The organism is Arenimonas metalli CF5-1 (assembly GCF_000747155.1).
GTDB lineage: Bacteria > Pseudomonadota > Gammaproteobacteria > Xanthomonadales > Xanthomonadaceae > Arenimonas > Arenimonas metalli.
This window is the reverse complement of record NZ_AVCK01000013.1, coordinates 1-23,592: the sequence shown is the minus strand read 5'-3', so window position 1 is coordinate 23,592 and position 23,592 is coordinate 1. Positions and strand designations below refer to the sequence as shown.

Sequence of the window (23,592 nt, the reverse complement as noted above, 5' to 3'; positions counted from 1 at the left end):
AGCTTCGGGACTGAAGTCCCTCCTACAGGGGGGCTGTTACAGGAGGGCCAGCAGGGCCTCGGTCGGCCGGCCAATGACGGCGCGGGTGGCCGACTCCAGCACCGGCCGCTCGATCAGCCGCGGATTCGCGGCCAGCAACGCGGCCCACCCGGCAGCCGGGCGCTCATCGGCCGGCGACAGCCCCAGCGCCGCGGCCTCGTCCTCCTTGAACCGCACCAGCTGGCGCGGGTCCCCGCCCAGCTTGCCCAGCAGGGCCAGCAGGTCGGCGGGCGAGGGCGGCTCGGCCAGGTAAAGCACCAGGTCGGGCGTGATGCCCCGGGATTCCAGCAGCGCCAGCCCCTCGCGGGACTTGCTGCAGCGCGGGTTGTGCCAGTAGCGAAGGGTTTCCATGCGTGAATGATGTCATGGCGCCGGCGGTGCGATAATCCCGGCCATGGACAAGACCCCCGAGACCGGCACCACCCACTTCGGCTTCCGCGACGTGCCCGTGGCCGAAAAGAAGAAACTGGTCGGCCAGGTGTTCAGCTCGGTCGCGCAGCAGTACGACCTGATGAACGACCTGATGTCGCTGGGCATCCACCGCCTGTGGAAGCGCTATTTCGTCGGCACCTCGGGCGTGAAGCGCGGCGACCGCGTGCTCGACCTCGCCGGCGGCACCGGCGACATCGCCGCCCTGCTGCACGAGCGCGTGGGCGACACCGGCAGCGTCGTGCTGGGCGACATCAACGCGGCCATGCTCGGGGTCGGCCGCGACCGCCTCACCGACCGCGGCCTGGTGCGCGGCCTCGAGTACGTGCAGCTCAACGCCGAGGCGCTGCCCTTTCCGGACGCCAGCTTCGACCTGGTCACGATCGCCTTCGGCCTGCGCAACGTCACCGAGAAAGCGAACGCGCTGAAGGAAATGCACCGCGTGCTCAAGGTCGGCGGCCGCGCGCTCGTGCTCGAGTTCTCGCAGGTCAAGCCCGAGTGGTTCCGCCCGGTCTACGATTTCCACTCGTTCAAGGTGCTGCCGCGCCTGGGCAAGCTGTTCGCCAACGACGCCGACAGCTACCAGTACCTGGCCGAATCGATCCGCAAGCACCCGCCGCAGGACGAGCTCAAGGCGATGATGGCCGCGGCCGGCTTCGGCCGCACCGACTACCGCAACCTCAGCGCCGGCATCGTCGCCATCCACTCCGGCTACAAGCTGTAGAAAAAAAGCGGTACCGCTTTTTCTAACTCCTAACTCCTCATCACTAACTCCTGCTTTTCCGTCTCCACGGCCTCAATCCGCCCGCACCCGCCAAGCCTCCCCGAGCGAAATCAGCCCCTCCCGGGCCAGCGCCACGGCGGCCTGGGTGATCGGCACCATGCCTTCCTCGATCGCGGTGCGGTGGATGGCGTCGGCCTCGGCGCCGGGGACGATCAGCGACTGGATGCGCGGCGTCACCACCATGAACTCGTACACCGCGCGGCGCTTGAACACGCCCAGCCCGTCGCAGTGCGAGCAGCCGCGGCCGACGTGGAAAACCTCGTCGGCGCCCACGCCCAGCACCCCGCGGATGTGCGCATCCACCTTCTCCACTTCCTGGCAGTGCTTGCAGGTCAGCCGCACCAGCCGCTGCGACATCACCGCCAGCAGCGAGGCGCGCAGCAGGTAGGCCTCCACGCCCAGGTCGAGCAGGCGCGTCACGGTCGTCGCCGCGGTGTTGGTGTGCAGCGTGGACAGCAGCAGGTGGCCGGTGAGCGCGCTTTCCACCGCGATGCCGGCCGTTTCCTCGTCGCGGATCTCGCCGACCATGATCACGTCGGGGTCGTGGCGCAGGAAATTGCGCATCGCGCTGGCGAACGTGAAGCCCGCCGCGCGGTTCACCTGCATCTGCTGGATCTCGTCGATGTAGAACTCGACCGGATCCTCGATGGTGAGGATGTTGATGCGCTGCTTGCGCAGCTCCAGCAGCATCGCGTACAGCGTGGTGGACTTGCCGCAGCCGGTCGGGCCGGTGGTGAGGAACATGCCGTGGCTGCGCCCCATCACGTCGTTGATGCGCTGGCGGTCGCCAGCGCTCAGGCCCAGCTGCTCCAGGTCCCACAGGCTCTCGTTGGTGTCGAGCAGGCGGATCACCACCGACTCGCCGTACACCGCCGGCAGCACCGAGATGCGCAGGTCCACGTCGCGGCCGTCGTCGAGGGTGAAGGTGGTGCGGCCGTCCTGCGGCTTGCGGTGCTCGGCCAGGTTCATCGAACCCAACACCTTCACGCGGCTGGTGACGGCCGGATGCAGGCTGCGCAGCAGGCGCCGCACCGGCACCATTTCGTCGTCGATGCGGTACAGCACCTCGGTGCCATGCTCGCCCGGCCGCAGGTGGATGTCGGAGGCGCGGCGCGCCACGGCTTCGGTGATCAGGCCCTGCACGATGCGCACCACCGGCTTCTCGCGCGAGAGTCGCTCGGCCTCCTGGATGGTGGTCTCGTGGCCCGTGGCGCCCGGGTCCAGGCCCAGCTGGTGGGCGACGTCGCGGTCCTCGACCTTGTCGTAGTGCTCGGCGATGGCCTCGCGGATGTCGCGGGCGGTGGCCACCAGCGGCAGCACGCGCTGGCGGCACAGGAAGTCGAGCGTCGCCAGCGAATCGGGGCTGCCCGGGTCCTCCATCGCCACCGTCACCACGCCCTCGAACAGCTTGACCGGCACCGCGCGCAGCCGGCGCACCACCTCCGGGCGCAGCAAGGCCGTCGCGTCCGCGCCCGAGGGCAGCTCCTTCAGACGGACCAGCGGCAGGCCCAGCCGGGCCGCCAGACGGTAAGCCCCCTCGTTGCAGTCGTCGCCCAAGGCCAGCCAGGCCTCGAGCGACAGCTGGCCTTCCGGGGCCTGCCAGGAGTGCCCGCCCGCGGCCACGTCCCGGACGTACGCGGCCAGGGTCGCGGCATCGGCGATCAGGTGCGGGGTGCGGGGCGGGTGGCTGGCGGGTTCCATGGGGTCCTACCGGTAGGGATTTCCCACAGTATCCCCGGATTACCGGGTCTGAAACTTGAGGCAAGTCATGGCCGGGCCCGGGGGTCCGGGGCGTCCCGGGGCTCCGGGGGGCAAACCCCGGCGGCCCCGCCCGCCTGCGCTAGAATCCCGGGGTCCTGTCAGTGGAATTGACCATGCCCCGCCTCGGCCTCCTGCTCGCCCTCCTGATCGCGTCCGTCCCGGCCTTCGGCCAGGACCGCCGCAGCGACGAGCATTCCTACGCCCAGCCCGACAAGGTCCGCATCCGCGACCTGGCCCTGGACCTCGCCGTCGACTTCGACAAGCGCCAGCTCAGCGGCAGCGCCACGCTCGGCCTGGAGTGGGTGGACCCGGCCCAGCGCGACCTGGTGCTCGACACCCGCGACCTCGCCATCGCCGCGGTCGAAGCCCGCAACGGCAAGCGCAAGTTCCGCGAAGTGCCCTTCGTGCTGGCCGAGCGCGACGAGCGCTTCGGCAGCAAGCTCACCATCACCCTGCCGCGCCAGTTCGAGCAGGTGCGCATCCGCTACGCCACCTCGCCCGAGGCCTCCGGCCTGCAGTGGCTGAGCCCGGCGATGACCGCGGGCGGCAAGACGCCCTTCATGTTCAGCCAGTCGCAGGCCATCCACGCCCGCAGCTGGGTGCCGCTGCAGGACACGCCCTCGGTGCGCTTCACCTACACCGCCCGCATCCGCACCCCGGCCGACGTGATGGCGCTGATGAGCGCCGACAACGACCCGGCCGCCGTGCGCGACGGCGATTACTCGTTCTCGATGCCCCAGGCCATCCCGTCCTACCTGATGGCGATCGCCGCCGGCGACCTGGTGTTCAAGCCGATTTCCGCGCGCGCCGGCGTCTGGGCCGAGCCGCAGACGGTGGACAAGGCGGTGAAGGAGTTCGAAGACACCGAGAAGATGATCGAGGTCACCGAGTCGCTCTACGGCCCCTACCGCTGGGAGCGCTACGACCTGCTGATCCTGCCGCCCTCGTTCCCGTTCGGCGGCATGGAGAACCCGCGCCTGAGCTTCATCACGCCCACCGTGATCGTCGGCGACAAGTCGCTGGTGTCGCTGATCGCGCACGAGCTGGCGCATTCGTGGTCGGGCAACCTGGTCACCAACGCCAGCTGGAAGGACATGTGGCTCAACGAGGGCTTCACCAGCTACGTCGAGAACCGCATCGTCGAGGCGCTGTACGGCAAGCCGCGCGCCGACATGGAGTTCGTGATCAGCCGCAACGGCCTGCTCGACCAGCTCAAGGACCTGCCGGCCGAGCGCCAGGTGCTGGTGCTGCCGATGCGCGGCGGCAGCGACCCCGAGGACGCACTGGGCGCGGTGGCCTACGACAAGGGCGCGTGGTTCCTGCAGTTCCTGGAGCAGCGCTATGGCCGCGAGGATTTCGATGCCTTCCTGCGCGCGTGGTTCGACACGCACGCGTTCCAGAGCGCCGACAGCGACCAGTTCCTGGCGTTCCTCAAGTCCGGGCTGATGGCCAAGCGCCCCGGCGTGGTGTCCGAGGCCGAGGTGATGGCGTGGCTGACCCAACCCGGCGTGCCGGCGTTCGCGCCGCAGACCGCGTCGCCGCGCTTCGATGCAGTGGATGCCGCGCGCGCGTCCTGGCTTGAACAGCGCGCGGCCGCGCGCGACCTGGACACGGCGGCGTGGACCACGCAGGAGTGGGTTTACTTCCTCGAGGGCCTGCCGGAAGTGGTGGACGCCGAGCGGCTGGTCGAGCTCGACCAGGCCTTCCGCTTCACCGGCACCAGCAACGGCGAGCTGGCGCAGCGCTGGTATCCGCTCAGCGTGCGCAGCGGCTACTTCGAGGCGCGGCCGGCGATGTCGCTGTTCCTGCGCAAGATCGGCCGCCGCAAGCTGGTGATGCCGACCTACGACGCACTGTCGAAGTCGGAGGAAGGCCTGGCCTTCGCCACCCAGATCTTCGCGATGGCGCGCCCGGGCTATCACCCGATCACCAGCGCCTCGGTCGAGGCCCTGCTGGCGCGCGCCCGCGCCGCGCAGAAGACCGCGGACTGACGTGCCCAGGCCGCGCTCCGGCACCCGCAAGCTCGTCATCGCCACCTCGCTCGGCCTTGCGCTGGGCGCGGTGGGCTTCGCCGCGACCGCCCCGCAGCGCGTGCTGGAGGCCGAGTTCGCGCGCCAGCGCTGGCTGGCCAAGGCCGGCGTGGCCGAGTACGACGTCGCCGGCCACCGCTGGGTGGTGCTGGAGTCGGGCCGCGACGCCGGCAAACCATTGCTCGTGTTCGTGCACGGCTTCACCGGCAGCAAGGAGAACTGGCTGCCGCTGATGCGCGAGATGGCCAGGACGCACCGCATCATCGCCCCCGACCTGCCGGGCTGGGGCGAAAGCGAGCGCCACCACGACGGCGACTACGGCCCGGTGGCCCAGGCCGAGCGCCTGGCGCAGTTCATCCGCGCGCTGCCCGAGCGGCCGGCGCTGGTGGTCGGGCATTCGATGGGCGGGCAGATCGTCGGCCTGATGAGTGCGCGCAACCCGGGCCTGGTCGACCGCATCAGCCTGATGTCGTCGGCGGGCGTGCGCTACGAGGAAAACGCCTTCGCCAACGCGGTGCTCGCCGGCGAGAACCCGTTCCAGGTGACCACGCGCGCCGAGCTCAAGCGCTACCTCGGCATCGTCTTCGCCGACCCGCCCTTCGTGCCGTGGCCGGCGAACGAGGCGCTGGTGCGCCGCCGCCGCGCCGATGCGGCCTTCGAGCAACGCGTGCTGGACGGCATCGGCCGCGGCCCGGACGCGTTCGCGCTCGAGGCCGAAATGCACCGCATCGAGGCGCCCACGCTGTTGCTGTGGTGCCGCGACGACCGGGTGATCGACGTCAGCGCCGCCGACGTGTTCGCGCGGGGCCTGCCCAGTAGCCAGTCGGTGCTGTTGGCCGGTTGTGGCCACATGCCGATGATGGCGCAGCCGCGGCAGGTGGCCGAAGCGCTGAACGCTTTCCTTGCCGCGCGCTGAGCCTGTCATGGACACGGCGCCCGGGGTTTCCTTCGCCAGGCTCGATGTCCCGGTGGCGCTGGCCGGCCTGCAGGCCGAGGTGGATCGCCTGCTGGCGCAGGGCTGGGTTGACCACGTGAACCAGCGCGACTACACCGGCCGCTGGGACGTGCTGCCGCTGCGCTGCCAGCGCCAGCATGCCGCGGCGCATCCGGTGCTGCAGGGCTTTGCGCTGGAGGGCGGCGAGGACTGGCAGGACTTGCCGGTGCTCGACGGCTGCCCCTCGATCCGCGGCCTGCTGGCGGCGCTGGACTGCCCGCTGCAGGCGGTGCGGCTGATGCGGCTGCACGCGGGCGCCGAGATCCATCCGCACCGCGACCCGGGCCTGGGCATCGAGCACGGCCTGGCGCGGCTGCACCTGCCCGTGCGCACGCATGAGGCGGTCGGCTTCCTGGTCGACGGCGAGCGCATGCCGATGCAGGCGGGCGAGCTTTGGTATTTCAACGCCGACCAGGTGCACGAAGTGCACAACCGCGGCGTCGAGGATCGCATCCACCTCGTGATCGATTGCGTCGCCAACGACTGGCTGGTCGCGATGGTGCAGGCGGGCCATCCGCGGCATCCGGCGGCGGGCTGAGGCGTGGACCTGCTGACGCACTACCGGGCGCTGGTGGTGTCGCGCGAGGCGATGGCCCGCGTGTGCGGGGCGGACTCTCCCGCGGCGCTGTTCCAGCGATTGCGTGAGGCCTGGGGCCTGGACGGCGTGGGTGACGACGCGTTGGTGGCCGAGCTCAACCGCTGCAACCGCGAGGTGCTTGATTGCGATGCCGACGCGCTCGCGGGCCACTGGTTTCCCCATCGCTATCACGCCGCCAGCCGCAGCCTGGCCTGGTGCCTGCCGGACGGGCCGGCCACCGAACCTTTCCAGGACGAATACATCGCGCGCTGCCGGCAACAGCTGGCGGGGCACTTCATCCAGCCGCGCACGGCCATTGCGCCGCTGCTGGCAACCGCGCCGGACCCGCTGCCGGTGCCTGCCGGGCTGGTGTTCCACCTCTCGCGCTGTGGCTCGACGTTGGTGTCGGGCTGCCTCTCGATGCTCGATGACACCACGGTGCTGTCGGAGCCGCCGCCGATGACCGAGGTACTGCTGGATGCATCGCTGGGCGACGCGGCCCGGTCCCGGCTGTTGCAGTGGCTGGTGGCGCTGCAGTCGGCGCCGTTCCCGGGCCGGGGCCGCGTCGTGGTGAAGTGGAATGCGTGGGACCTGTTCGCCTGGCCGCTGATCCGCGAGGCCTTCCCGGGCGTGCCCCGGCTGCTGCTGTTCCGCGCGCCCGAGGAAATCCTGGCCTCGCACGCCCGCAGCGCCGGCCGCCACATGTCCGGCGATCCCTCGCTGGCGCCGCTGTCGCCGGTGTTTTCGCCCGGGCTGGCCGACGGTACCGTGCTGGACCAGCGCATCCGCGTTCTGCTCGCACTGATGGAAGCCATGGCGCGGTTGCCGGAGGCGCCGGATTCGCTCGCGCTCGACTACGCCCAGCTCGATTCGCAGGCGCTGGACGCCATCTGCCGGCATTTCCGCATCGCGCTCGACGACGCCGGCGCGGTGCGGATGCAGGCGCGCATGGCGGTCCACTCCAAGGTCCCCGGGCAGGCCTTCCAGCCCGATGCCGAAGCCAAGCGCCAGTGGTTCGACCCCGGGGCCAGGCAAGCCATCCGCCAATCCCTGGCCGCCCCCTACAGCGATCTGGGCCAACGCTGCAGGCCGGGCTGTTCCGGATCAAGTCCTGACCCGGCCAGCCAACCCGCGTACGATCACGGCTTGCTCAAGCCTTCCAGTCACTCATGACCCTGTCCCTCTGCGCCGACTCGGTTTCCGTTTTCCGGCAAGCGTTCGGAGGCCTGTCTGAGGCAATCGCCAGGGCGGCCAGCGGTGCGCTCATGGGCGGGCAGGGCTGACGCGCTTGCGCCGCGGCTTCGCCAGGGGGATCCATCCGGGCTGGCGGGTGCTGCGGTTCGTACTGCTGGCGTGGTTGGTGGTCACGGCCCTCGTGGTGCTGGGAAGCGCCTTCAGTTCGCGCAGCTTGCCCGACCTTTCGCCCTGGCACCGCTGGTCCTTCGACAGCGAGCCCGGCGCCGGCGAACTGCGCGACATGGACTGGGCCGCCTACCTGCGTGCGGAGCAGGCGGTGTTCGACGAGCTGCACGCCCATCTCGCTGCCGAGCCGCGGCCCGGCCGCTACCGCTACGAGGCGCAGAGCCCGCTGGGCGCGCGCGATGGCACCATCGACTGGAACCGCAGCCAGGTGCTCTCGCCCGAAGGCGAGGTGCGCGGCGGCGTGCTGATGCTGCACGGCATGAGCGATTCGCCCTACAGCCTGCGCCACCTGGCCGAGGTCTACCGGGCGCGTGGCTTCGTGGTGGTGATCCCGCGCCTGTCGGGCCACGGCACCGCGCCCTCGGGCCTGCGCAGCGCGCAGTGGATGGACTGGCTGGCGACGGTGGAGCTGGCTGCGCGAGAAGTGCGCGCGCGGGCGGGCGAGGACAAGCCCTTCCACCTGGTCGGTTACTCGAACGGCGCGGCGCTGGGGCTGAAGTACACGATGGACCGCGCCGAGGAGGGCGACGGCGCCGGGCTGCCGATGCCCGACCGCGTGGTGATGGTGTCGCCGATGATCGGCATCGGCCGGCTGGCGGCGTTCTCGCGGCTGATGCCGCTGCTGTCGTGGATCCCGTACTTCGAGAAGTCGCGCTGGCTGGACGTGCAGCCCGAGTTCAATCCGTTCAAGTACAACTCGTTCCCGGTGAACGGCGTGCGCCAGTCCTGGCTGCTGGTCGGCGCGGTGCAGACCCAGCTGCTGCAGCTGCGGGCGACGGGCCGCAGCGACCGGTTGCCGCCGATCCTGGCCTTCCAGTCGGTGCTCGACGGCACGGTGAGCACGGAGGCGGTGGTGCGCAACCTCTTCGACCAGCTGCCGGCCAACGGCAGCGAGCTGGTGCTGTTCGACATCAACCGGCAGGGCGTGCTGGCGCCGATGTTGCGGCGCTCCGCGGGCGCGATGCTCGACGACCTGCAGCCCGCTGATGCCTTCACTTACCGGCTGACGGTGGTGGGCAACGTTGACGCCGACTCCGCCAACGTCGCCGAGCGCCGGCGCGAGCCCGGCCAGCGCGAGGCCGTGCTGCGGCCGCTGGTGTACCTCTATCCGTCGAACGTGTACTCGCTCTCGCACGTGGCGCTGCCATTCCCCGTGGACGACCCGCTGTACGGCCTGTCGCCGCGGATGGACGAGGACTATGGCATCCGCCTCGGCACCCTGGCCCTGCACGGCGAACGCGGCGCCCTGTCGGTCGGCACCGACCAGCTGCTACGCCTGAACAGCAATCCCTTCTACGGCTACCTGGCCACCCGCATCGACGAAACCCTCGAAGAAAAGGGGTCAGAGTAAATATTTGTTTTAAACAAATATTTACTCTGACCCCTTTTCTTCCCAGACCTTCCTCATTCACTGCGAGACGCCCATGACGCTTTCCCTGCACGCCGCCACCGTTCCCGTGTTCCAGCAGATGCTCGGCGGCTTGTCCGACGTGCTGGCCAAGGCCGCGGCGCACGCCGCCGAGCGCAAGATCGATCCGGAGGCCTACCTGAAGCTGCGCCTGTTCCCGGACATGTTCCCGCTGGTCCGCCAGGTGCAGATCGCCTGCGATTTCGCCAAGTCGGTGTCGGCGCGGCTGGCGCAGGCCGAGGTGCCGGCGTGGGAAGACAACGAGGCCAGCTTCGACGACCTGCAGGCGCGCATCGCCCGCACCCAGGCCTTCATCGCCGGCCTCGAGGCCGCCGCGTTCGACGGCGCCGAGGCGCGCGAGATCGTGCTGCGCCCGGGCACGCCGAAGGAAAAGCGCCTGACCGGCCAGGCTTACGCCTTGGCGTACGGCCTGCCGCAGTTCTTCTTCCACGTCACCACCAGCTACGCCCTGCTGCGCCACGCCGGCATCGAGATCGGCAAGCGCGATTTCATGGGCCGCTACTGACTCACGGCGCGCCCACGAGGCGCGCCACGGTGAAGCGATCGAGCATCAGGCGATAGTGGTGCTCGTCGTCCTTGAGCGGACCCGATTGCCGGCGCCACGGATTCTGCAGCCGCTTGCCGCAGCCGCCGAACATGCAGGCCCAGTGCGCGCCGCGGAAGCCCTGGATGTCCACCGACCACGGTCCCAGGTCGGACAGCCAGTGACCCATGGGCACCTGCATCTGCGGCGGAGCATCGTCGGGACGGACCAGCTTGGCGTGCACGTTGCCTGTCAGCACCAACAGCCGGCCGCGGGGCAGGGCGTTGAAGGACGCCCGCACGCGTGCGGCCATGATCCTGTCGCGCTGGTTCCCGTCGATGCGTCGGCCCGGCTCGGCGTCGTAGGCGAGCAGGCTGACGTCACGGCCTTGAGCGCGCAACTGGCGCACCTGTTCGATGAGATCGATCACGTCATGGCTGCGGCGCCCGTCGTGCTGGTCGCCCTGCACGTTCCAGAACGGCGTGGCCAGCAGCGCGGCGCGGTCGGCGTCGGTGCCGGCCGAATCCAGGTAGCGGCGAAGGTGCGGCTGGCCCGAGCCCGGGATCTCCAGTCCCAGCAGCACCGGGCCTTCCGCGGCGTAGTGCTCGACCACGTGCGCAACGAGGCGCGGGATCTCGCGGGTGCCGTGCATCTCGCCCAGCAGGAGCAGCCGCGCATCGCCGGCGGCGGCGACCAGGGTCTTGGCGGCAGTCTCCGGCGGCTCGCCCTCGGGCGGCGCGGCACGCGTGGAGGTGATCATTGCCAGCGAGAGGAGTGCCGCCAGCAGCAGTCGATGCATGGGGTTCATCCGGAAGGGCCTGCCCAAGGACTGGCGGTGGACGCTGGCGAATTCAAGCGTCCTTTGGGAGGGACTTCAGTCCCGATGCCGTGGGTCCAAAAGCATCGGGACTGAAGTCCCTCCCACAAAGGAAAAAAGAAAAAGGCCGCCCGGGAGGGCGGCCTTTTCGTTTCCAAGCGCAGCGAGGGATCAGTTCGCGGCTTCGGCCCGCGACGCATCGCGGGCGGCCTTGAACGCATTGCCCTCGACGTAGTTCGGCCAGGCCTCGTTGCCGGCCAGCTCGCGGCCGACGCCGTAGAGCGCCATCAGGTCCTGCACCACGCCGCGCAGGTCCCAGTTCGGATCGAACTCGTCGGCCGGCTTGTGGTAAGCCACGCCCTGGTACTGCGCCTGGATCTCGCGGCCGTACTCCACGCCCTTCTCGACGTGGTCGATGCCGCCCTTGGCGTACAGCGCCGGCACGCCGAACTTGGCGAAGCTGAAGTGGTCGGAGCGGAAGAAGAAGCCCTTCTCGACGCCGTCCTCTTCCACCAGGGTGCGGCCCTGCGCGGTCGCGATCGGCTCGAGCACCTTGTCGAGCTCGGAGTTGCCGAGGCCGATGACCACGAAGTCCTTGGTCGGGCCCACCACACTCATCGCGTCCAGGTTCACCACCGCCACCGTGTCCTTGAGCGGGATCACCGGGTTGGCCGCGTAGTACTTCGAGCCCAGCAGGCCGGACTCCTCCAGCGTCACTAGCAGGAACACCACCGAGCGCGCCGGCTTCGGGTCCTGCACGGTGAAGGCCTCGGCGATCTCGAGCACGCCGGCCACGCCGGTCGCGTTGTCGATGGCGCCGTTGTAGACGTGGTCCTCGCCCTCGGTCGCCGCCGCGGCCTTGTCGCCGCCGTGGGTGGCGCTGTGGTCGCCCAGGTGGTCCCAGTGCGCGGTGTAGACGATGGCCTCGTCCGGCCGCTCGCTGCCGGGCAGCTTGGCCAGGATGTTGCGCGACGAGCTTTCCTTGATCGTCGAGTTCAGCGTGGCCGAGAACGTGGCGTCACCGAGGTCGACGGCCTTGAAGCCCGGCACGTTGGCGGCGGCGCGCATCGCTTCCAGGTCCAGGCCGGCGTCGGCGAACAGCTGCGTGGCCACTTCGCCCGTGATCCAGCCCTGCATCGGCAGGCGCGGCTCCGGGTCGGCGCTGGCGGGCAGGTCGTACTGCGCGCCGGACCAGCTGTTCTTCACCACGTCCCAGCCGTAGCCGGCGCCGCTGTCGTCATGGATGATCAGCGCAGCGGCGGCGCCCTGGCGGGCGGCCTCTTCGTACTTGTAGGTCCAGCGGCCGTAGTAGGTCATCTTCTTGCCGCCGAAGAGCTCCTCGCTGCCGGCGTGGTAGCCCGGGTCGTTGACCAGCATCACGACGGTCTTGCCCTTGACGTCCAGGCCTTCGTAGTCGTTCCAGCCGGCTTCCGGCGCGTTCACGCCGTAACCCACGAACACCATCTCGCTGGCGTCCACCTTCACCTCGGCCTGCGCGGTGCGGGTGCCGAGCGCCATCTGGGTGCCGAAGGCGAGCAGGCGGTCTTCGCCGCCGAGCTTGATCGCGGCGGTGGACGTGGCTTCGTCCGCCGTGGTCTCGACCATTGGCACGTCCTGGAACCAGCTGTCGCCGTTGCCCGGCTGCAGGCCCAGGCGCTGGAACTGCGCGACCAGGTAGTCGGCGGTCATCTGTTCGCCCGGGGTGCCCGGGGCGCGGCCGCCGAACTCATCGGACGAGAGCACCTTCACGTGCTGCGCGAAGTCCTCGGCCGAAATCTCGGGACCAAAGCCGTGCTCGACGGGCGGCGCGACGGCCACCGGCGTCGTCTCCGCCGCCGGCTCGGGCGCCTTGCTGCAGGCCGCCAGCGCCAGCGCCGCGGCCGCGAAAATCAGGGTACGTTTCATCGTCAGGGGTTCTCCACAAGGGGAACCCCGATTCTAAGCACTTTGTGGGAGGGACTTCAGTCCCGATAGCTTTCCGCCCAAAAGCATCGGGACTGAAGTCCCTCCCACAGGGGTCAGTCGCGGGCGGGCAGGGTGTCGGTGAAGGCCTGGGCAGTGGCGCCGGTGACGGGGCCGGTTTTGGCGGTGGGGTGCACGAACAGCTCGACCTCGTGCTCGAACACCAGCGAGCCGGCGACCACCGAGTTGGCGCCGATCACGATCCGCGGCACGCGCTTGTCTTCCGACTTCCACCAGTTGCCGGTGGGCTTCTCGACCAGGATGCCGCCGTCAATGTGGGTGCCGCCGGACAGCACGATGTCGCCGTTGGTGGTGGTCACGTCGCCGCCGACCTGGGCCGCGCGCAGGGTGATGGCGCCGTTGACGTTCTCGATGTCGCCGACCACCTCGGCCTGCTCGTCGACCCGGATGCCGCCGTTGACGGCCTCGATGTCGCGATCCACCCGCGCGCCCTTCGCCAGCCGGATGCCGCCGTTCACCGCCTCGAGCGAGCCGGCCCGGGCGCCTTCGCCCAGGCTGATGCCGCCGTTCACGGTCTCGGCGCTGCCCACCCGCGCCCGTTCATCGATGGTGATGCCGCCATTGACGGTCTCGGCGCTCTCCACCTTCGCGCCCTCGCGCACGGTGATGCCGCCGTTGACCGAGCTGAGCGAGCCGTATTCCTGGTTGGCCTGGGCGGTGATGCCGCCGAAGACCTTGTCCACGTCCTGCCGGGCCAGCGCCGGGCCGGCGGCCAGGGCCAGGGAAAGGGAGATCAGCGAAACGAGGGTGCGAACGCGCATGGGGTGGCTCCTTGGGGATTCCCTGCTGGGATGCGCCCGCCGCGGCGGGGGTTTAGAGCCGGTTCAAGGCCGGGCGGGCCCAGCCTGCGCGGCGGGGCTACAATTTGCCTGTGCCTAACGTCCCGGAGTCGCCCGTGCCCGCCGTCCAGAACCGTCCCAAGCCCCTGCTGCTGCTGATCCTCGACGGCTGGGGCCATCGCGACGACCCGGCCGACAACGCCCTGGCCCAGGCCCGCCTGCCGAACTGGCGCCGCCTGCTGGCCGAGTGCCCGCACACCCTGGTCCACACCGAGGGCAAGCACGTCGGCCTGCCGGATGGCCAGATGGGCAATTCCGAAGTCGGCCACATGAACATCGGCGCCGGCCGCATCGTCTACCAGGACCTGACCCGCGTGGACGCCGCCATCGAGGACGGCAGCTTCTTCGCCAACGCCGAACTCGTGGCCGCCTGCCGCGCAGCCAAGGCCAGCGGCGGTGCCCTGCACCTGATGGGCCTGCTCTCGCCCGGCGGCGTGCACAGCCACGAGGAACACCTGTTCGCGATGATCGAACTGGCCCGCCGCGAAGGCGTGGCCGACATCGCCGTGCACGCCTTCCTCGACGGCCGCGACACCCCGCCGCGCTCGGCCGAACCCAGTCTCGAGCGCCTGCTGGCGGTGTGCGCCGCCGGCAACGGCGACGCCCACGTCGCCACGATCAGCGGCCGCTACTACGCCATGGACCGCGACCAGCGCTGGGACCGCGTCGAGCGCGCCTACCGCGCCATCGCCGAAGCCGAGGCTGACGACACCGCCTCCGATGCCATCACCGGCCTGCACGCCGCCTACGGCCGCGGCGAGAACGACGAGTTCGTGCTGCCCACCGTGATCAGCGGCGGCCGCGCGATGCGCGACGGCGACGCCGTGGTGTTCATGAACTTCCGCGCCGACCGTGCCCGCCAGCTCACCAGCGTGTTCGTGTCGCCGCAGTTCAGCGGTTTCGCCAAGCCGCGTCCGATCGCGCTGTCGCGCTTCGTCTGCCTCACCGAGTACGACGCCTCGCTGCCGGCGCCCGTGGCCTACGGTCCCGAGGACCTGCGCAACACGCTCGGCGAAGTGCTGGCCGCGCACGGCCTGACCCAGCTGCGCATCGCCGAGACCGAGAAGTACGCCCACGTCACCTTCTTCATGAGCGGCGGCCGCGAGGCCCAGGTCGAAGGCGAGGACCGCGTGCTGATCCCGTCGCCCAAGGTCGCCACCTACGACCTGCAGCCGGAAATGAACCTGCCGCAGCTCACCGCCCGCCTCACCGACGACATCCGCGCGCGCAGGCACGACGTGATCATCTGCAACGTCGCCAACCCCGACATGGTTGGCCACAGCGGCATCCTGTCCGCCGCGATCCAGGCCGCCGAGGCGGTGGACGACGCGCTCGGCGCGATCCGCGGCGCGCTGCGCGAAGTGGGCGGCGAGATGATCGTCACCGCCGACCACGGCAACGTCGAGATGATGCGCGACCCGGACACCGGCGAACCGCACACCTCGCACACCGTCGGCCCCGTGCCGATGGTCTACGTCGGCCGCCCCGCCAGCCTGCGCGCCGGCGGCGCCCTGCGCGACCTCGCGCCCACCGTGCTGCACCTGCTGGGCATCACGCCGCCGCCGGAAATGACCGGTCGCTCGCTGGTGACGCTGGCTTGATCCGCTTCGCCGCCCTGCTCGCCGCCGCGCTGCTGTGCGCGGCGCCCGCGGCGTTCGCCCAGGGCGCGCCCGAGCGCGCGCGCCAGGAGGCCGAGGCGCAAAGGAGGCTCGACGCCCTGCGCGCCCAGATCAAGACGATCACCGCCGAGCAGCGCAGCGTCGACGCCGAGCGCGGCGAGGCCACCCGCGAGCTGCGCGCCGCCGACGCCACCGTGTCCGGGGCCGTGCGCGCCCTGCGCCGCACCGAGGCCGGCATCGCCACCCAGGAGCTCGAGCTGCAGCAGCTCGAGGCCCGCCAGGCCGAACTCGAAGTCGGTCTCGCCGACCAGCGCGAGGCGCTAGCCGCCCTCGTGCGTTCGGCCTACGCCCTGGGCCGCCACGAACAGCTCAAGCTGCTGCTGGCCCAGGACCGCATGAGCGACCTGGCCCGCGTGCTGGCCTACCACCGCTATTTCCAGGCCGACCGCCAGCAGCGCATCAGCGGCCTGATGGCCGAGCTGCGCGAACTGGCCGCCGTCGCCCAGCAGATCACCGACCAGCGCCAGATCCTCGAAGCCGCGCGCGCGCAGCAGCAGACCGAACTGGCCGCCCTCGAAGCCCAGCGCGGCGAACGCGCCGGCGTGCTGGCCGCGCTCGAGGCCCGCTTCAAGGACCGCGCCGCCCGCCTGGCCACGCTGGGCCGCGACGAGAAATCGGTGCTCAAGCTGCTCGAACAGCTGCAGGACGCCGTGGCCGACATCCCGCGCCAGGTCGACGACAACCGCCCCTTCGCCACCCGCCGCGGCCAGCTCGGCCGCCCGCTGGCCGGCAGCGTGCTCACGGCCTTCGGCGGCCGGCTGCCCGACGGCCGGAGCAGCGACGGCCTGCTGATCGCCGGCACCGCCGGCGCCGAGGTCCGCGCCGCCGCCCCCGGCCGCGTGGCGTATTCGGACTGGCTAAAGGGCTACGGCCTGCTGCTCATCCTCGACCACGGCGACGGCTGGATGAGCCTGTACGCCTTCAACGACGCCCTGCTCAAGGACGTCGGCGACTGGGTCCGCGGCGGCGAGCCGCTGGCCACCGTCGGCAGCTCCGGCGGCCAGGGCCGCCCCGGCCTCTATTTCGAACTGCGCCGCAACGGCCAGCCCCAGGATCCCAAACCCTGGCTCCGCCCCTAAAGCACTCCCTGTAGGAGGGACTTCAGTCCCGAAGCTCTTCGCCGAGAAGCTTCGGGACTGAAGTCCCTCCTACAAGGAACTGGCGCATAATCCGGCCCATGCGCCCCCACGCCCTCCTGCTGGCCCTGCTGCTTCCCCTGACCGTCCTGGCCCAGGAGGACGCGCCCGCCGAGCCCGCCGCGGCGCCCGAAGCGATGCCGCTCGACGAGATCCAGCGCTATGTCGCCGTCTACCGCGCCATCAAGGAAGCCTACGTCGAGCCCATCGACGACCAGACCCTGATGAAGGCGGCCCTGCGCGGCCTGCTCGCCGACCTCGACCCGCACAGCGCCTACCTCGAGAAGGAAGACGCCGAGGCGCTGGACGAGCAGACCGAGGGCGCGTACTCCGGCGTCGGCGTCGAGATCGAGCAGCGCCCCGACCGCAGCCTGCTGGTGGTCGCCCCGATCGACGGCACGCCCGCCCAGCGCGCCGGCCTGCGCGCCGGCGACGTCATCATCGCCATCGACGGCCAGGCGCTGGCCTCCGAGGGCGCCGACGCCGCCAGCCGCGAGCTGCGCGGCCCCGAGGGCAGCCAGGTCACCGTCACCTACCTGCGCATGGGCGAGCCCGCGCCGCGCGACCTGGTGATCACCCGCGAAACCATCCGCATCACCAGCGTCAGCAGCCGCGTGCTCGAGCCCGGCTACGGCTACCTGCGCATCGCCAACTTCCAGACCGACACCGGCCCGCAGGTGCTGCGCCAGCTGCGTGCGCTCAACGCGCAGGCGGAAGGCGGCCAGTTGGCCGGCCTGGTGCTCGACCTGCGCAGCAATCCCGGCGGCCTGCTCAACGCCGCGGTCGAAGCCGCCGACGCCTTCCTAGACGAAGGCCTGATCGTGCGCACCAAGGGCCGCCTCGTGTATTCCAACGCCAGCTTCCACGCCAAGCCCGGCGACCTGCTCAAGGGCGCGCCCGTGGTCGTGCTGGTGGACGCCGGCACCGCCAGCGCCGCCGAAGTGCTGGCCGGCGCCCTGCGCGACCACCGCCGCGCGCTGCTGATGGGCAGCCGCACCTTCGGCAAGGGCTCGGTGCAGACCGTGGTGCCGCTGGAAAACGGCGATTCGATCAAGCTCACCACTGCGCGCTACTACACGCCGCGCGGCCGCTCGATCCAGGCCCGCGGCATCCGCCCCGACGAAGTGATCCGCGGCGAAACCAGCCGCGACCTGCGCGAACAGGACCTGCCGGGCCACCTGCGCGGCGACCAGGAAACCGGCGACGGCTTCGCGATGGGTGAAGTGATCGCCGGCGACGAGGCCATCGCCAAGGCCCTGGCCCGCCTCAAGCTGCCGATGCGCTGGAGCGCGGCGCGCCCCGACGCCAGCAAGCACTGATCAGCCGGCGGAAACGCACACCATCAGCAGCGACAGCGGCCGCCCGGTGTCCGGATGGCTGGGCTCGCGCAGCGCCACCAGCCTGAAGCCCGCCGCCGCGAGCGCCGCGTGCCAGGACGCCAGCGTGCGGAAATACCAGGGCATCGCCTCGGGGAAGACCTGCGCGCCGAAGCCTTCGAAGGTTTCGAGCCGCCAGCCATCGCGATAGGGCTCGTCGCCGCAGGCGCCCCAGGGGTGCACGGTTTGCACCACGAGCCGGCCGCCGGGTGCCAGCAGGCCGTGCACCGCCTGCAGCAAGGGCGCCAGGTCTTCGTCCAGCAGCGCGAAATTGCAGGCCACCGCGTCGAAGTGGCCCAGCGCCGGCGCCGCTTCCGCCAGGTCTTCGTAGGCCATCGCCTCGAAGCGCCCGCCGCCCGCCGCGCGCGCCGCATCCACCAGCGGCCGCGACACATCGATGCCCACCGCCTCGATGCCGCGCGCGCTGAGCGTGCGGCACAGCCAGCCCTCGCCGCAGCCCACGTCGAGCACGCGCGCAGGCGCCGTTTCCAGCAATGCTTCGACCACGGCCTGGTCGGTCGCCAGCCGCCGGCTTTCGATCAGCCCGTCGCGAACCGCCCGGGTCCAGGCCTCGGCATTCCCGAACCAGCTGCGGACCAGGCGCTCGCGCGGCACGTCAGTCGGCCTGGCGGCTTTCCGCGGCGGCGTTGTCGCGCAGGGCGGCATCCTTGCCGAGCGTGTAGCCGATCACGACCTGGGTCGCGACCAGGGCGAACACCAGCCCGGCCCAGCCCCAGCTGCGCTGCCCCGGCTGCTTGAGCAGCGGCAGCGAAAACGCCACCAGCGCCGGGATGAAGAAGGCCGGATGGATGACCAGCGCCAGCGCCACCAGCACCAGGCCGGTGCTGCCCGAGGCGAAGACGTGGTGGCGCGAGGGATTCGTCGTTTGGTTTGTCATGGCGCGCCTCAGGAGTGGCCGGGATGGAAGTTGCCTTCCACCTCGGAGGTGGGCGCCGCGAACTCGCGGTCGAAGGCGCGGCGGATGCCGGCGATCGTGTCGGCCGGCGCCACGCCGTACTGCTGCTGCATGGCGTTGGCGATGTGGCGCGCCACGTCGGAAAGCAGGATGCCCCAGCCCGCGGCTTCGTCGCGGCCGCTCTCGTGCCATTTGCCCACGTTGAGCGAGCAGTGCAGGCCGCGCTCGGCGGCCCATGCGCTCAGAAGCTGCACGGATTTCTCGTCGCGCTGGGCGGCGGGGGGAACGACCAGGGGTTTCATGGCGCATCGGCTCCGAAGGGCAGGAGCGCCAAGCGTACTACCGGCGAAGCCCGCCGCGTTACCCCGCGGGCTGCGCCAGTTCGCGCCGCAGCCGGGCATCCACCCACAGGAAGCCGAACGGCACCACCGAACACAGCAGCGCCAGCAGCCAGAGGCCCACCGACCAGCGCCGCACGTGGCTCACCGCCAGCGACATCACCACGTAGGCCAGCCACAGCACGCCGTGCGCCATGCCCACCGGCCACACGAAGTCGTGGCCGAACTGGTACTTGGCCGGCATGGCGATGAACAGCAGCGTGATCAGGGACAGGCCTTCGAGCACGCTGAGTGCCCGGAAGGCCTTGAGCAGGAGCGTACTCACGGCTCGCGCTTGCGCTCCCACGGCGGCGCCGCGCAGATCTCAGGCACCTGCTCGTTCATCTCGAAGAACTGGTAGGCGAACGCGCCGGATTCATAGACCTTCACCAGCACGCGGATCTCACGCTCGACGTGCGGCACGCCTTCCTGGTCCTGGATCTTCATCCGCTGCATCACGCGCTGGGCCTGGCGATCGGCGGTGGGGTTGCCCGACTTGCGGATCACCGTGGTCTGCCGCGTGTGGCCCTGGTCGGTCAGGGTGGTGTGCAGGCAGACGAAGGCCGGGATGCGGCCCTTGCCCGGCTTGTCGTCCGAGGACGCCACCACGCCGCGGGTCGTGAGGGTTGCGCCCGAGGTGTCCGGCACGGTGATCTGGGACTCTTGCGCGGACGCGGCGGCGGAGAACAGCATCGAGGCGGCAACCAGGGCCGTGGCCAGTCGCTGGCGCGGCGCAAAGGGCATCACTTTCATCACGTGGGGGTTCCTGCGGACGGGGGACGAACGGCAACTTACGACGATCAGCGCCGATGCCGCAAGCCGCGATGCAGCGATTCCACGCTTCCGGCGGCAACTGCGAAAAATTCGCAGGCCGATGGCTTCAGCCCGCGACGATCGCGTAGAGCAGCCCGGCGCCCAACCCCAACGACGCCACGCCCAGCATCGGCAGGAACCGCAGCGCCTGCGGCACCGTGCGCCGCGCAAAGGCCTGGTGCCTGCGCCACGGCACCAGCGTGGTGCCCACCAGGACCCCGCCCGCGACCGTGAAGGCCTGCGGCCACGGCATCGCGGGGGCGCGGACCAGCAGCGCGGCGCCCACCAGCAGGCGCAGCGCCAGTTCCAGGTAATGCAGACGGGCGGAGCTGGCGTGGCCCAGCAGGAAGCCGCGCGCCATGGCGGGACGAAGCAGCGCGCATGCGCCCAGCACAAGCAGATACAGCGCGGTGAGCGCGAGGACGACGAATGCGAGCGAGGAGATCGGGAGGGCGCCTGGCATGGGGGTGGCCACTAGGCGGTCCGCTCGGGCACCGGATAGCGCATGTGCACGACCGAATCCTTCACATGATCCACTTCGAAACCGAGCCTCGCGTAGAGCGCCATCGCGGGATTCTCCGGGAAAACCCGCAGCCTGACGAAACGATACCCGCGCGACGACGCCATCTGCATCGCCTGGAGGATGGCCCATGAGCCGATGCCCCTCCCGCGGAACGCGGGATCGACCTGCAGGTCGCGGATCGCGAGCGCCTCGCCCTCGGGCATCAGCCGGAGGAAGCCGCGGCACTGCGGGCCCTGGACGATGGCCAGGTTCTCAAACTCGTGCCAGCTCTGGCGAAACCGCTCGGTGTCCCAGGCCACGCCGCGGGTGGCGCGATAGCTGGCCATGCTGTCCCGGCTGAGCGACTCGGAAAGAGCCAGTTCACCCGGGAGGGCGGGGCGAAGCGAGAGGTTCGAGGCGGGGCCTGGCTCTGGTTCCTGGCTATTCATTCGCGGTCCGGGCGATGGATTTCACGGGGCCTGATGCCTGGAAAAACGACCGTTGCGCAGGAAGGTAACTCGCTTGGCGCAGGTGTTTCCACGGATGTCCCCGCTACTGCGGGGGCCGGGGCTCGCTACTGCTTCCCCTTGAAGCAGTGGCCAATGCCAACAAGCCCTGCGCCGGAAGTCAGCACCGCGCCTGCATAAAAGACCAGTATCACGAACCAGAACTCGACCGGCTCTGTCGCGGCGTCTGCGTAAATGTGGCCGCTGCGCCTGAACTTGAAGTCCAGGATGCCCGCATCGAGCCAGGACAATTGCGAATAGGCGACTACGGCACCGATGGCGAACAGAAACAGTCCGCCGGCAAGCAGCACCAAGGGGTTGTCTGTAGCCGGGTTGGACCTTGGGTAAAGCTTTCTTGCAGCGACAACCGCAAGCGGGATGAACGCAATTGCAAACGTTGCCGCTGCCAGGGTTCCCATGTGCGCCCCTTTGTTTTTCTTGCCAGGGATCTGCCGCCTCAGTCAACCCGCACCGAACAAGTCGGCCTGGATCGATCGGCGGGGATTAGTCGCCGTAAAGCACGGCCGGCGGAAGGATCTCATTGGCCTGCGTATGGAACCGGAACTCGGTGGAGATCCATTGGCCATCCGTCTTGCGATAGGCCTGGAACCGACCGTAGGCAATGCCCTTCGCGTAGTTGACCGCGAAGTAGATGATCTCGGACCGTGGCGAAATCCGGGATCGCTTGATGATGTCGATGCCCTGGGGCTTGCCGTAATAGTCCTCGATCTGCCTGAGCATGTTCGCCTGCGTCAGGGCTTGCGTGTTGCCTTCCAGTCCGCTGCCGGCGATCCATACCTTGATCGCCGCTTCGGGACCGTCGGCGACATAGGCATCCGCGCCACGCTCGACCAGGGCCTGCGAGTTTGCTTCCTGGGCAACCGCGCCCGTCGAGATGAAGAACAGGGCGGTCAGAATCAGCGATCTGTAGGGAATCACGAAGCTCTCCTTGTGCCTGGCGCTGGGTCGGCCGGCCTTCGGCCGGCAGCAACCGGTGGATTCGAATCTGGTCCCGCGGACCCGCCAGGACACTGGCTTAGGTTACACCTCGACTTCGGCGCGGCCGGGGTCGGTCACGCTCCCAACGTTCGCCCGGCCAAGCCTCTCCATGAGTGCCCCATACCCGTGCTGCTTCGCAAATGCAGCCTCGGATGCGGTCACGCCCACGAGCTGGCGAAACTCGAAGGTCCCCGACGGCAGGCATTGGGAAGGCGCAACGCAGGAGGGTGGCACGGTAACCACGCAGGTGAGCGCGGAGCCCTCGCCGTCGATCGGGGCGCCGACCGGAACCCTCGAACCAAAGTTCAGGCCTCGCCGGTCCCCGAAGCGCCCATGCTCAGCCAGGACATGCAGGGCAAACAAGCGGCAGAGAAGCCGGATGGCCCAGTCTCCCTGGACGGTTGATTCGATAAGGAACTCGACCCCGAGCCAGGACTCGGCGTCCGGGGAGTACTCGGCGGGCTCCTGCTCCCACGGCGTAGAGCCGCCCGATGTGACGTAGAGCCAGGTACGACGCTGCTCGGTCGGTGCAAACTCGAAAACCCCCAGGTGCAGCCACCGAGGGTCGATTGAATCGGCGCCGAAGGAGGCGAAGTCGCTTTGGGACAGGACGAATATGCCCCGGCCGTGAGGGCCAAAAATCGCCGGGTAGAGGATCTCCTCCCGAAGCTCCCAAACAGACTCCAGATCATGCGACTCAGCCATGCCGATAAATCCAATGCGTTGAGTTGGACCGCGCCCAGGGCGTCGGCCGGAATGAGTGGTCAGGCGCCAGCCCGTGTTTCGTGCCAGTGCATGAACGTGTTGGCCGCAATTTCGCAATCACAGTAGCCGCCGTGTTCATTGCACCAATTCAGCAGGGAATTCGTCTCGCTTTCCGTCAGGCCCATTGCCTGGATCACGCGGAGCGAATGGCGAAGGTCGTGGAAGCATCCGTGCCCGGACCGCAAGACCTCAAGCGCCGAAAAGAACTCCCCGAGCCGCAGCTCCGTGAGCGGATACAGCGCTCGAGCTTTCTGGCGCTCACCTTCGCGCCACGCCTTCAGTTTGGCTTTCCTCTCAGACTCGCCGGGTCTGCCCATTGCGCCTGCCGCCCTGGTTATGCCGCGCCGCAAGCGTCGGCTTGAATGCCTGGTTAGTTATCGAATTTTACCGGGTAAGGACCATGCTGCTTTGGCCGAACGACGACGGTGCCGGCAAGTTTGTCATGCCAGCCTTGCTTGCGAGGGTCAAAAGCAACCCAGATGACGCCAATAAACAGGGGGAGCGATGCGATGAAGTACGCGACATACCTAACGATTGATTGGCCAACGGTCAGCGTGTTGCCGGTTGTCGCATCCACGACCCTGGCAGAGAGCGCCATTTTGCCTGGGGTCGCTTGCTTGTAAAGCCAGAACAAAATGACGGCGACAGCGGGAAAGACCCAGGAAATAGCGAAATCAGCCAGCCCGGAAATGAACGGTCGATTTGCGTCAGTGAAGTAGCCCGGGCCGTAGATGGCAATGAGCGGCGGAGCAGTAATGACTGTCAGGATGATCGCGTCAATGATGGTTGCGCCCACGCGCGGCCAGAAGCCGACGTACTCAAGTTCGGTCTCTTGCATGGAGCTCTCCATGGGAACATTGGGCCATATTAAAGGTTCTTCTCCCAACTGAGGGGAG

27 protein-coding genes are annotated in these 23,592 nt (G+C 69.5%); 10 read left to right on the top strand and 17 right to left on the bottom strand.

The genetic code is table 11. The features are described from left to right. Positions 1-36 precede the first annotated feature (36 nt). A complete protein-coding gene (locus N787_RS05840) occupies positions 37-390 on the bottom strand; it encodes an ArsC/Spx/MgsR family protein (RefSeq protein ID WP_034211591.1) in 354 nt (117 codons plus the stop codon). A gap of 43 nt (positions 391-433) precedes the next feature. Between N787_RS05840 and ubiE the strand changes: the two genes are divergently transcribed. Next, positions 434-1,192: a bifunctional demethylmenaquinone methyltransferase/2-methoxy-6-polyprenyl-1,4-benzoquinol methylase UbiE gene (gene ubiE / locus N787_RS05835; RefSeq protein WP_034211589.1), complete on the top strand. Its 759-nt coding sequence runs from the start codon at positions 434-436 to the stop codon at positions 1,190-1,192. A 72-nt stretch (positions 1,193-1,264) separates the two neighbouring features. Here ubiE and N787_RS05830 read toward each other — a convergent pair whose 3' ends face one another. Continuing rightward, a complete protein-coding gene (locus tag N787_RS05830; RefSeq protein ID WP_052575188.1) occupies positions 1,265-2,953 on the bottom strand; it encodes a GspE/PulE family protein in 1,689 nt (562 codons plus the stop codon). A 173-nt stretch (positions 2,954-3,126) separates the two neighbouring features. Here N787_RS05830 and N787_RS05825 point away from each other — a divergent pair, with 173 nt between their 5' ends. The 6 genes from N787_RS05825 to N787_RS05800 all read left to right on the top strand — a co-directional run bounded on the left by N787_RS05825 (position 3,127) and on the right by N787_RS05800 (position 9,970). After that, positions 3,127-5,004, top strand: a complete 1,878-nt coding sequence (locus N787_RS05825) for a M1 family metallopeptidase (protein WP_084590661.1) — start codon at positions 3,127-3,129, stop codon at positions 5,002-5,004. Position 5,005: 1 nt separating this feature from the next. Then, positions 5,006-5,959, top strand: a complete 954-nt coding sequence (locus N787_RS05820) for an alpha/beta fold hydrolase (protein ID WP_052575187.1) — start codon at positions 5,006-5,008, stop codon at positions 5,957-5,959. Between the two features lie 7 nt (positions 5,960-5,966). Further along, a complete protein-coding gene (locus tag N787_RS05815; protein WP_034211587.1) occupies positions 5,967-6,575 on the top strand; it encodes an aspartyl/asparaginyl beta-hydroxylase domain-containing protein in 609 nt (202 codons plus the stop codon). A 3-nt stretch (positions 6,576-6,578) separates the two neighbouring features. Beyond that, positions 6,579-7,787, top strand: coding sequence for a hypothetical protein (locus N787_RS05810; RefSeq protein WP_052575186.1), 1,209 nt, complete (start codon positions 6,579-6,581; stop codon positions 7,785-7,787). A gap of 157 nt (positions 7,788-7,944) precedes the next feature. Next, on the top strand, positions 7,945-9,387 hold the full coding sequence (locus N787_RS05805) for an alpha/beta hydrolase (RefSeq protein ID WP_052575185.1): 1,443 nt from the start codon (positions 7,945-7,947) through the stop codon (positions 9,385-9,387). Between the two features lie 73 nt (positions 9,388-9,460). Further along, positions 9,461-9,970 (top strand): DUF1993 domain-containing protein, encoded by a 510-nt coding sequence (locus tag N787_RS05800; RefSeq protein ID WP_034211585.1) that lies wholly within the window; start codon positions 9,461-9,463, stop codon positions 9,968-9,970. 1 nt (position 9,971) lies between these two features. On the opposite strand, the gene N787_RS05795 is transcribed toward N787_RS05800, so the two are convergent. The 3 genes from N787_RS05795 to N787_RS05785 all read right to left on the bottom strand — a co-directional run bounded on the left by N787_RS05795 (position 9,972) and on the right by N787_RS05785 (position 13,549). Continuing rightward, a complete protein-coding gene (locus N787_RS05795) occupies positions 9,972-10,787 on the bottom strand; it encodes a TraB/GumN family protein (protein WP_052575184.1) in 816 nt (271 codons plus the stop codon). Between the two features lie 189 nt (positions 10,788-10,976). Then, positions 10,977-12,710, bottom strand: a complete 1,734-nt coding sequence (locus N787_RS05790; RefSeq protein WP_034211583.1) for a M28 family metallopeptidase — start codon at positions 12,708-12,710, stop codon at positions 10,977-10,979. 113 nt (positions 12,711-12,823) lie between these two features. Further along, positions 12,824-13,549, bottom strand: coding sequence for a DUF4097 family beta strand repeat-containing protein (locus N787_RS05785; RefSeq protein WP_034211581.1), 726 nt, complete (start codon positions 13,547-13,549; stop codon positions 12,824-12,826). Positions 13,550-13,683: 134 nt separating this feature from the next. On the opposite strand from N787_RS05785, the gene gpmI reads away from it, so the two are divergent. From gpmI to N787_RS05770, 3 genes are all read left to right on the top strand, one after another. Continuing rightward, positions 13,684-15,228, top strand: a complete 1,545-nt coding sequence (gene gpmI, locus N787_RS05780) for a 2,3-bisphosphoglycerate-independent phosphoglycerate mutase (RefSeq protein ID WP_034211579.1) — start codon at positions 13,684-13,686, stop codon at positions 15,226-15,228. Further along, a complete protein-coding gene (locus N787_RS05775; RefSeq protein WP_052575183.1) occupies positions 15,225-16,385 on the top strand; it encodes a murein hydrolase activator EnvC family protein in 1,161 nt (386 codons plus the stop codon). Before gpmI ends, N787_RS05775 begins: the two co-directional genes overlap by 4 nt. 89 nt (positions 16,386-16,474) lie before the next feature. Then, entirely contained in the window at positions 16,475-17,761 is a 1,287-nt protein-coding gene (locus N787_RS05770; protein ID WP_084590659.1) for a S41 family peptidase, read from the top strand. Here the strand turns inward: N787_RS05770 and N787_RS05765 are convergent, their stop codons facing one another. The 12 genes from N787_RS05765 to N787_RS05715 all read right to left on the bottom strand — a co-directional run bounded on the left by N787_RS05765 (position 17,762) and on the right by N787_RS05715 (position 23,534). Continuing rightward, positions 17,762-18,433 carry a class I SAM-dependent methyltransferase gene (locus N787_RS05765; protein ID WP_034211577.1) on the bottom strand — a complete coding sequence of 224 codons (672 nt, stop codon included), beginning with the start codon at positions 18,431-18,433 and terminating at the stop codon, positions 17,762-17,764. A 1-nt stretch (position 18,434) separates the two neighbouring features. Next, the gene (locus tag N787_RS05760) at positions 18,435-18,716 is read right to left on the bottom strand and encodes a hypothetical protein (RefSeq protein ID WP_034211576.1); all 282 of its coding nucleotides are present in this window, start codon (positions 18,714-18,716) and stop codon (positions 18,435-18,437) included. Positions 18,717-18,724: 8 nt separating this feature from the next. Beyond that, positions 18,725-19,036 (bottom strand): DUF5076 domain-containing protein, encoded by a 312-nt coding sequence (locus N787_RS05755; RefSeq protein ID WP_034211575.1) that lies wholly within the window; start codon positions 19,034-19,036, stop codon positions 18,725-18,727. 58 nt (positions 19,037-19,094) lie between these two features. Then, on the bottom strand, positions 19,095-19,397 hold the full coding sequence (locus N787_RS05750) for a DUF3817 domain-containing protein (RefSeq protein ID WP_211252137.1): 303 nt from the start codon (positions 19,395-19,397) through the stop codon (positions 19,095-19,097). Beyond that, complete coding sequence (locus tag N787_RS05745) at positions 19,394-19,864, bottom strand: hypothetical protein (protein WP_156968919.1); 471 nt, start codon at positions 19,862-19,864, stop codon at positions 19,394-19,396. Before N787_RS05745 ends, N787_RS05750 begins: the two co-directional genes overlap by 4 nt. Positions 19,865-19,991: 127 nt before the next feature. Then, on the bottom strand, positions 19,992-20,399 hold the full coding sequence (locus N787_RS05740; RefSeq protein WP_156968918.1) for a hypothetical protein: 408 nt from the start codon (positions 20,397-20,399) through the stop codon (positions 19,992-19,994). After that, on the bottom strand, positions 20,399-20,773 hold the full coding sequence (locus tag N787_RS05735; RefSeq protein WP_169742287.1) for a GNAT family N-acetyltransferase: 375 nt from the start codon (positions 20,771-20,773) through the stop codon (positions 20,399-20,401). Before N787_RS05735 ends, N787_RS05740 begins: the two co-directional genes overlap by 1 nt. A gap of 227 nt (positions 20,774-21,000) precedes the next feature. Continuing rightward, positions 21,001-21,351, bottom strand: a complete 351-nt coding sequence (locus tag N787_RS05730; protein WP_156968917.1) for a hypothetical protein — start codon at positions 21,349-21,351, stop codon at positions 21,001-21,003. Positions 21,352-21,436: 85 nt separating this feature from the next. After that, on the bottom strand, positions 21,437-21,871 hold the full coding sequence (locus N787_RS05725) for a hypothetical protein (protein ID WP_034211568.1): 435 nt from the start codon (positions 21,869-21,871) through the stop codon (positions 21,437-21,439). 102 nt (positions 21,872-21,973) lie between these two features. Continuing rightward, a complete protein-coding gene (locus N787_RS05720) occupies positions 21,974-22,636 on the bottom strand; it encodes a suppressor of fused domain protein (RefSeq protein WP_034211566.1) in 663 nt (220 codons plus the stop codon). Between the two features lie 59 nt (positions 22,637-22,695). Beyond that, a complete protein-coding gene (locus N787_RS14650) occupies positions 22,696-23,013 on the bottom strand; it encodes a DUF2695 domain-containing protein (RefSeq protein WP_156968916.1) in 318 nt (105 codons plus the stop codon). A gap of 53 nt (positions 23,014-23,066) precedes the next feature. After that, a complete protein-coding gene (locus N787_RS05715; RefSeq protein WP_034211605.1) occupies positions 23,067-23,534 on the bottom strand; it encodes an RDD family protein in 468 nt (155 codons plus the stop codon). Positions 23,535-23,592: the final 58 nt, after the last annotated feature.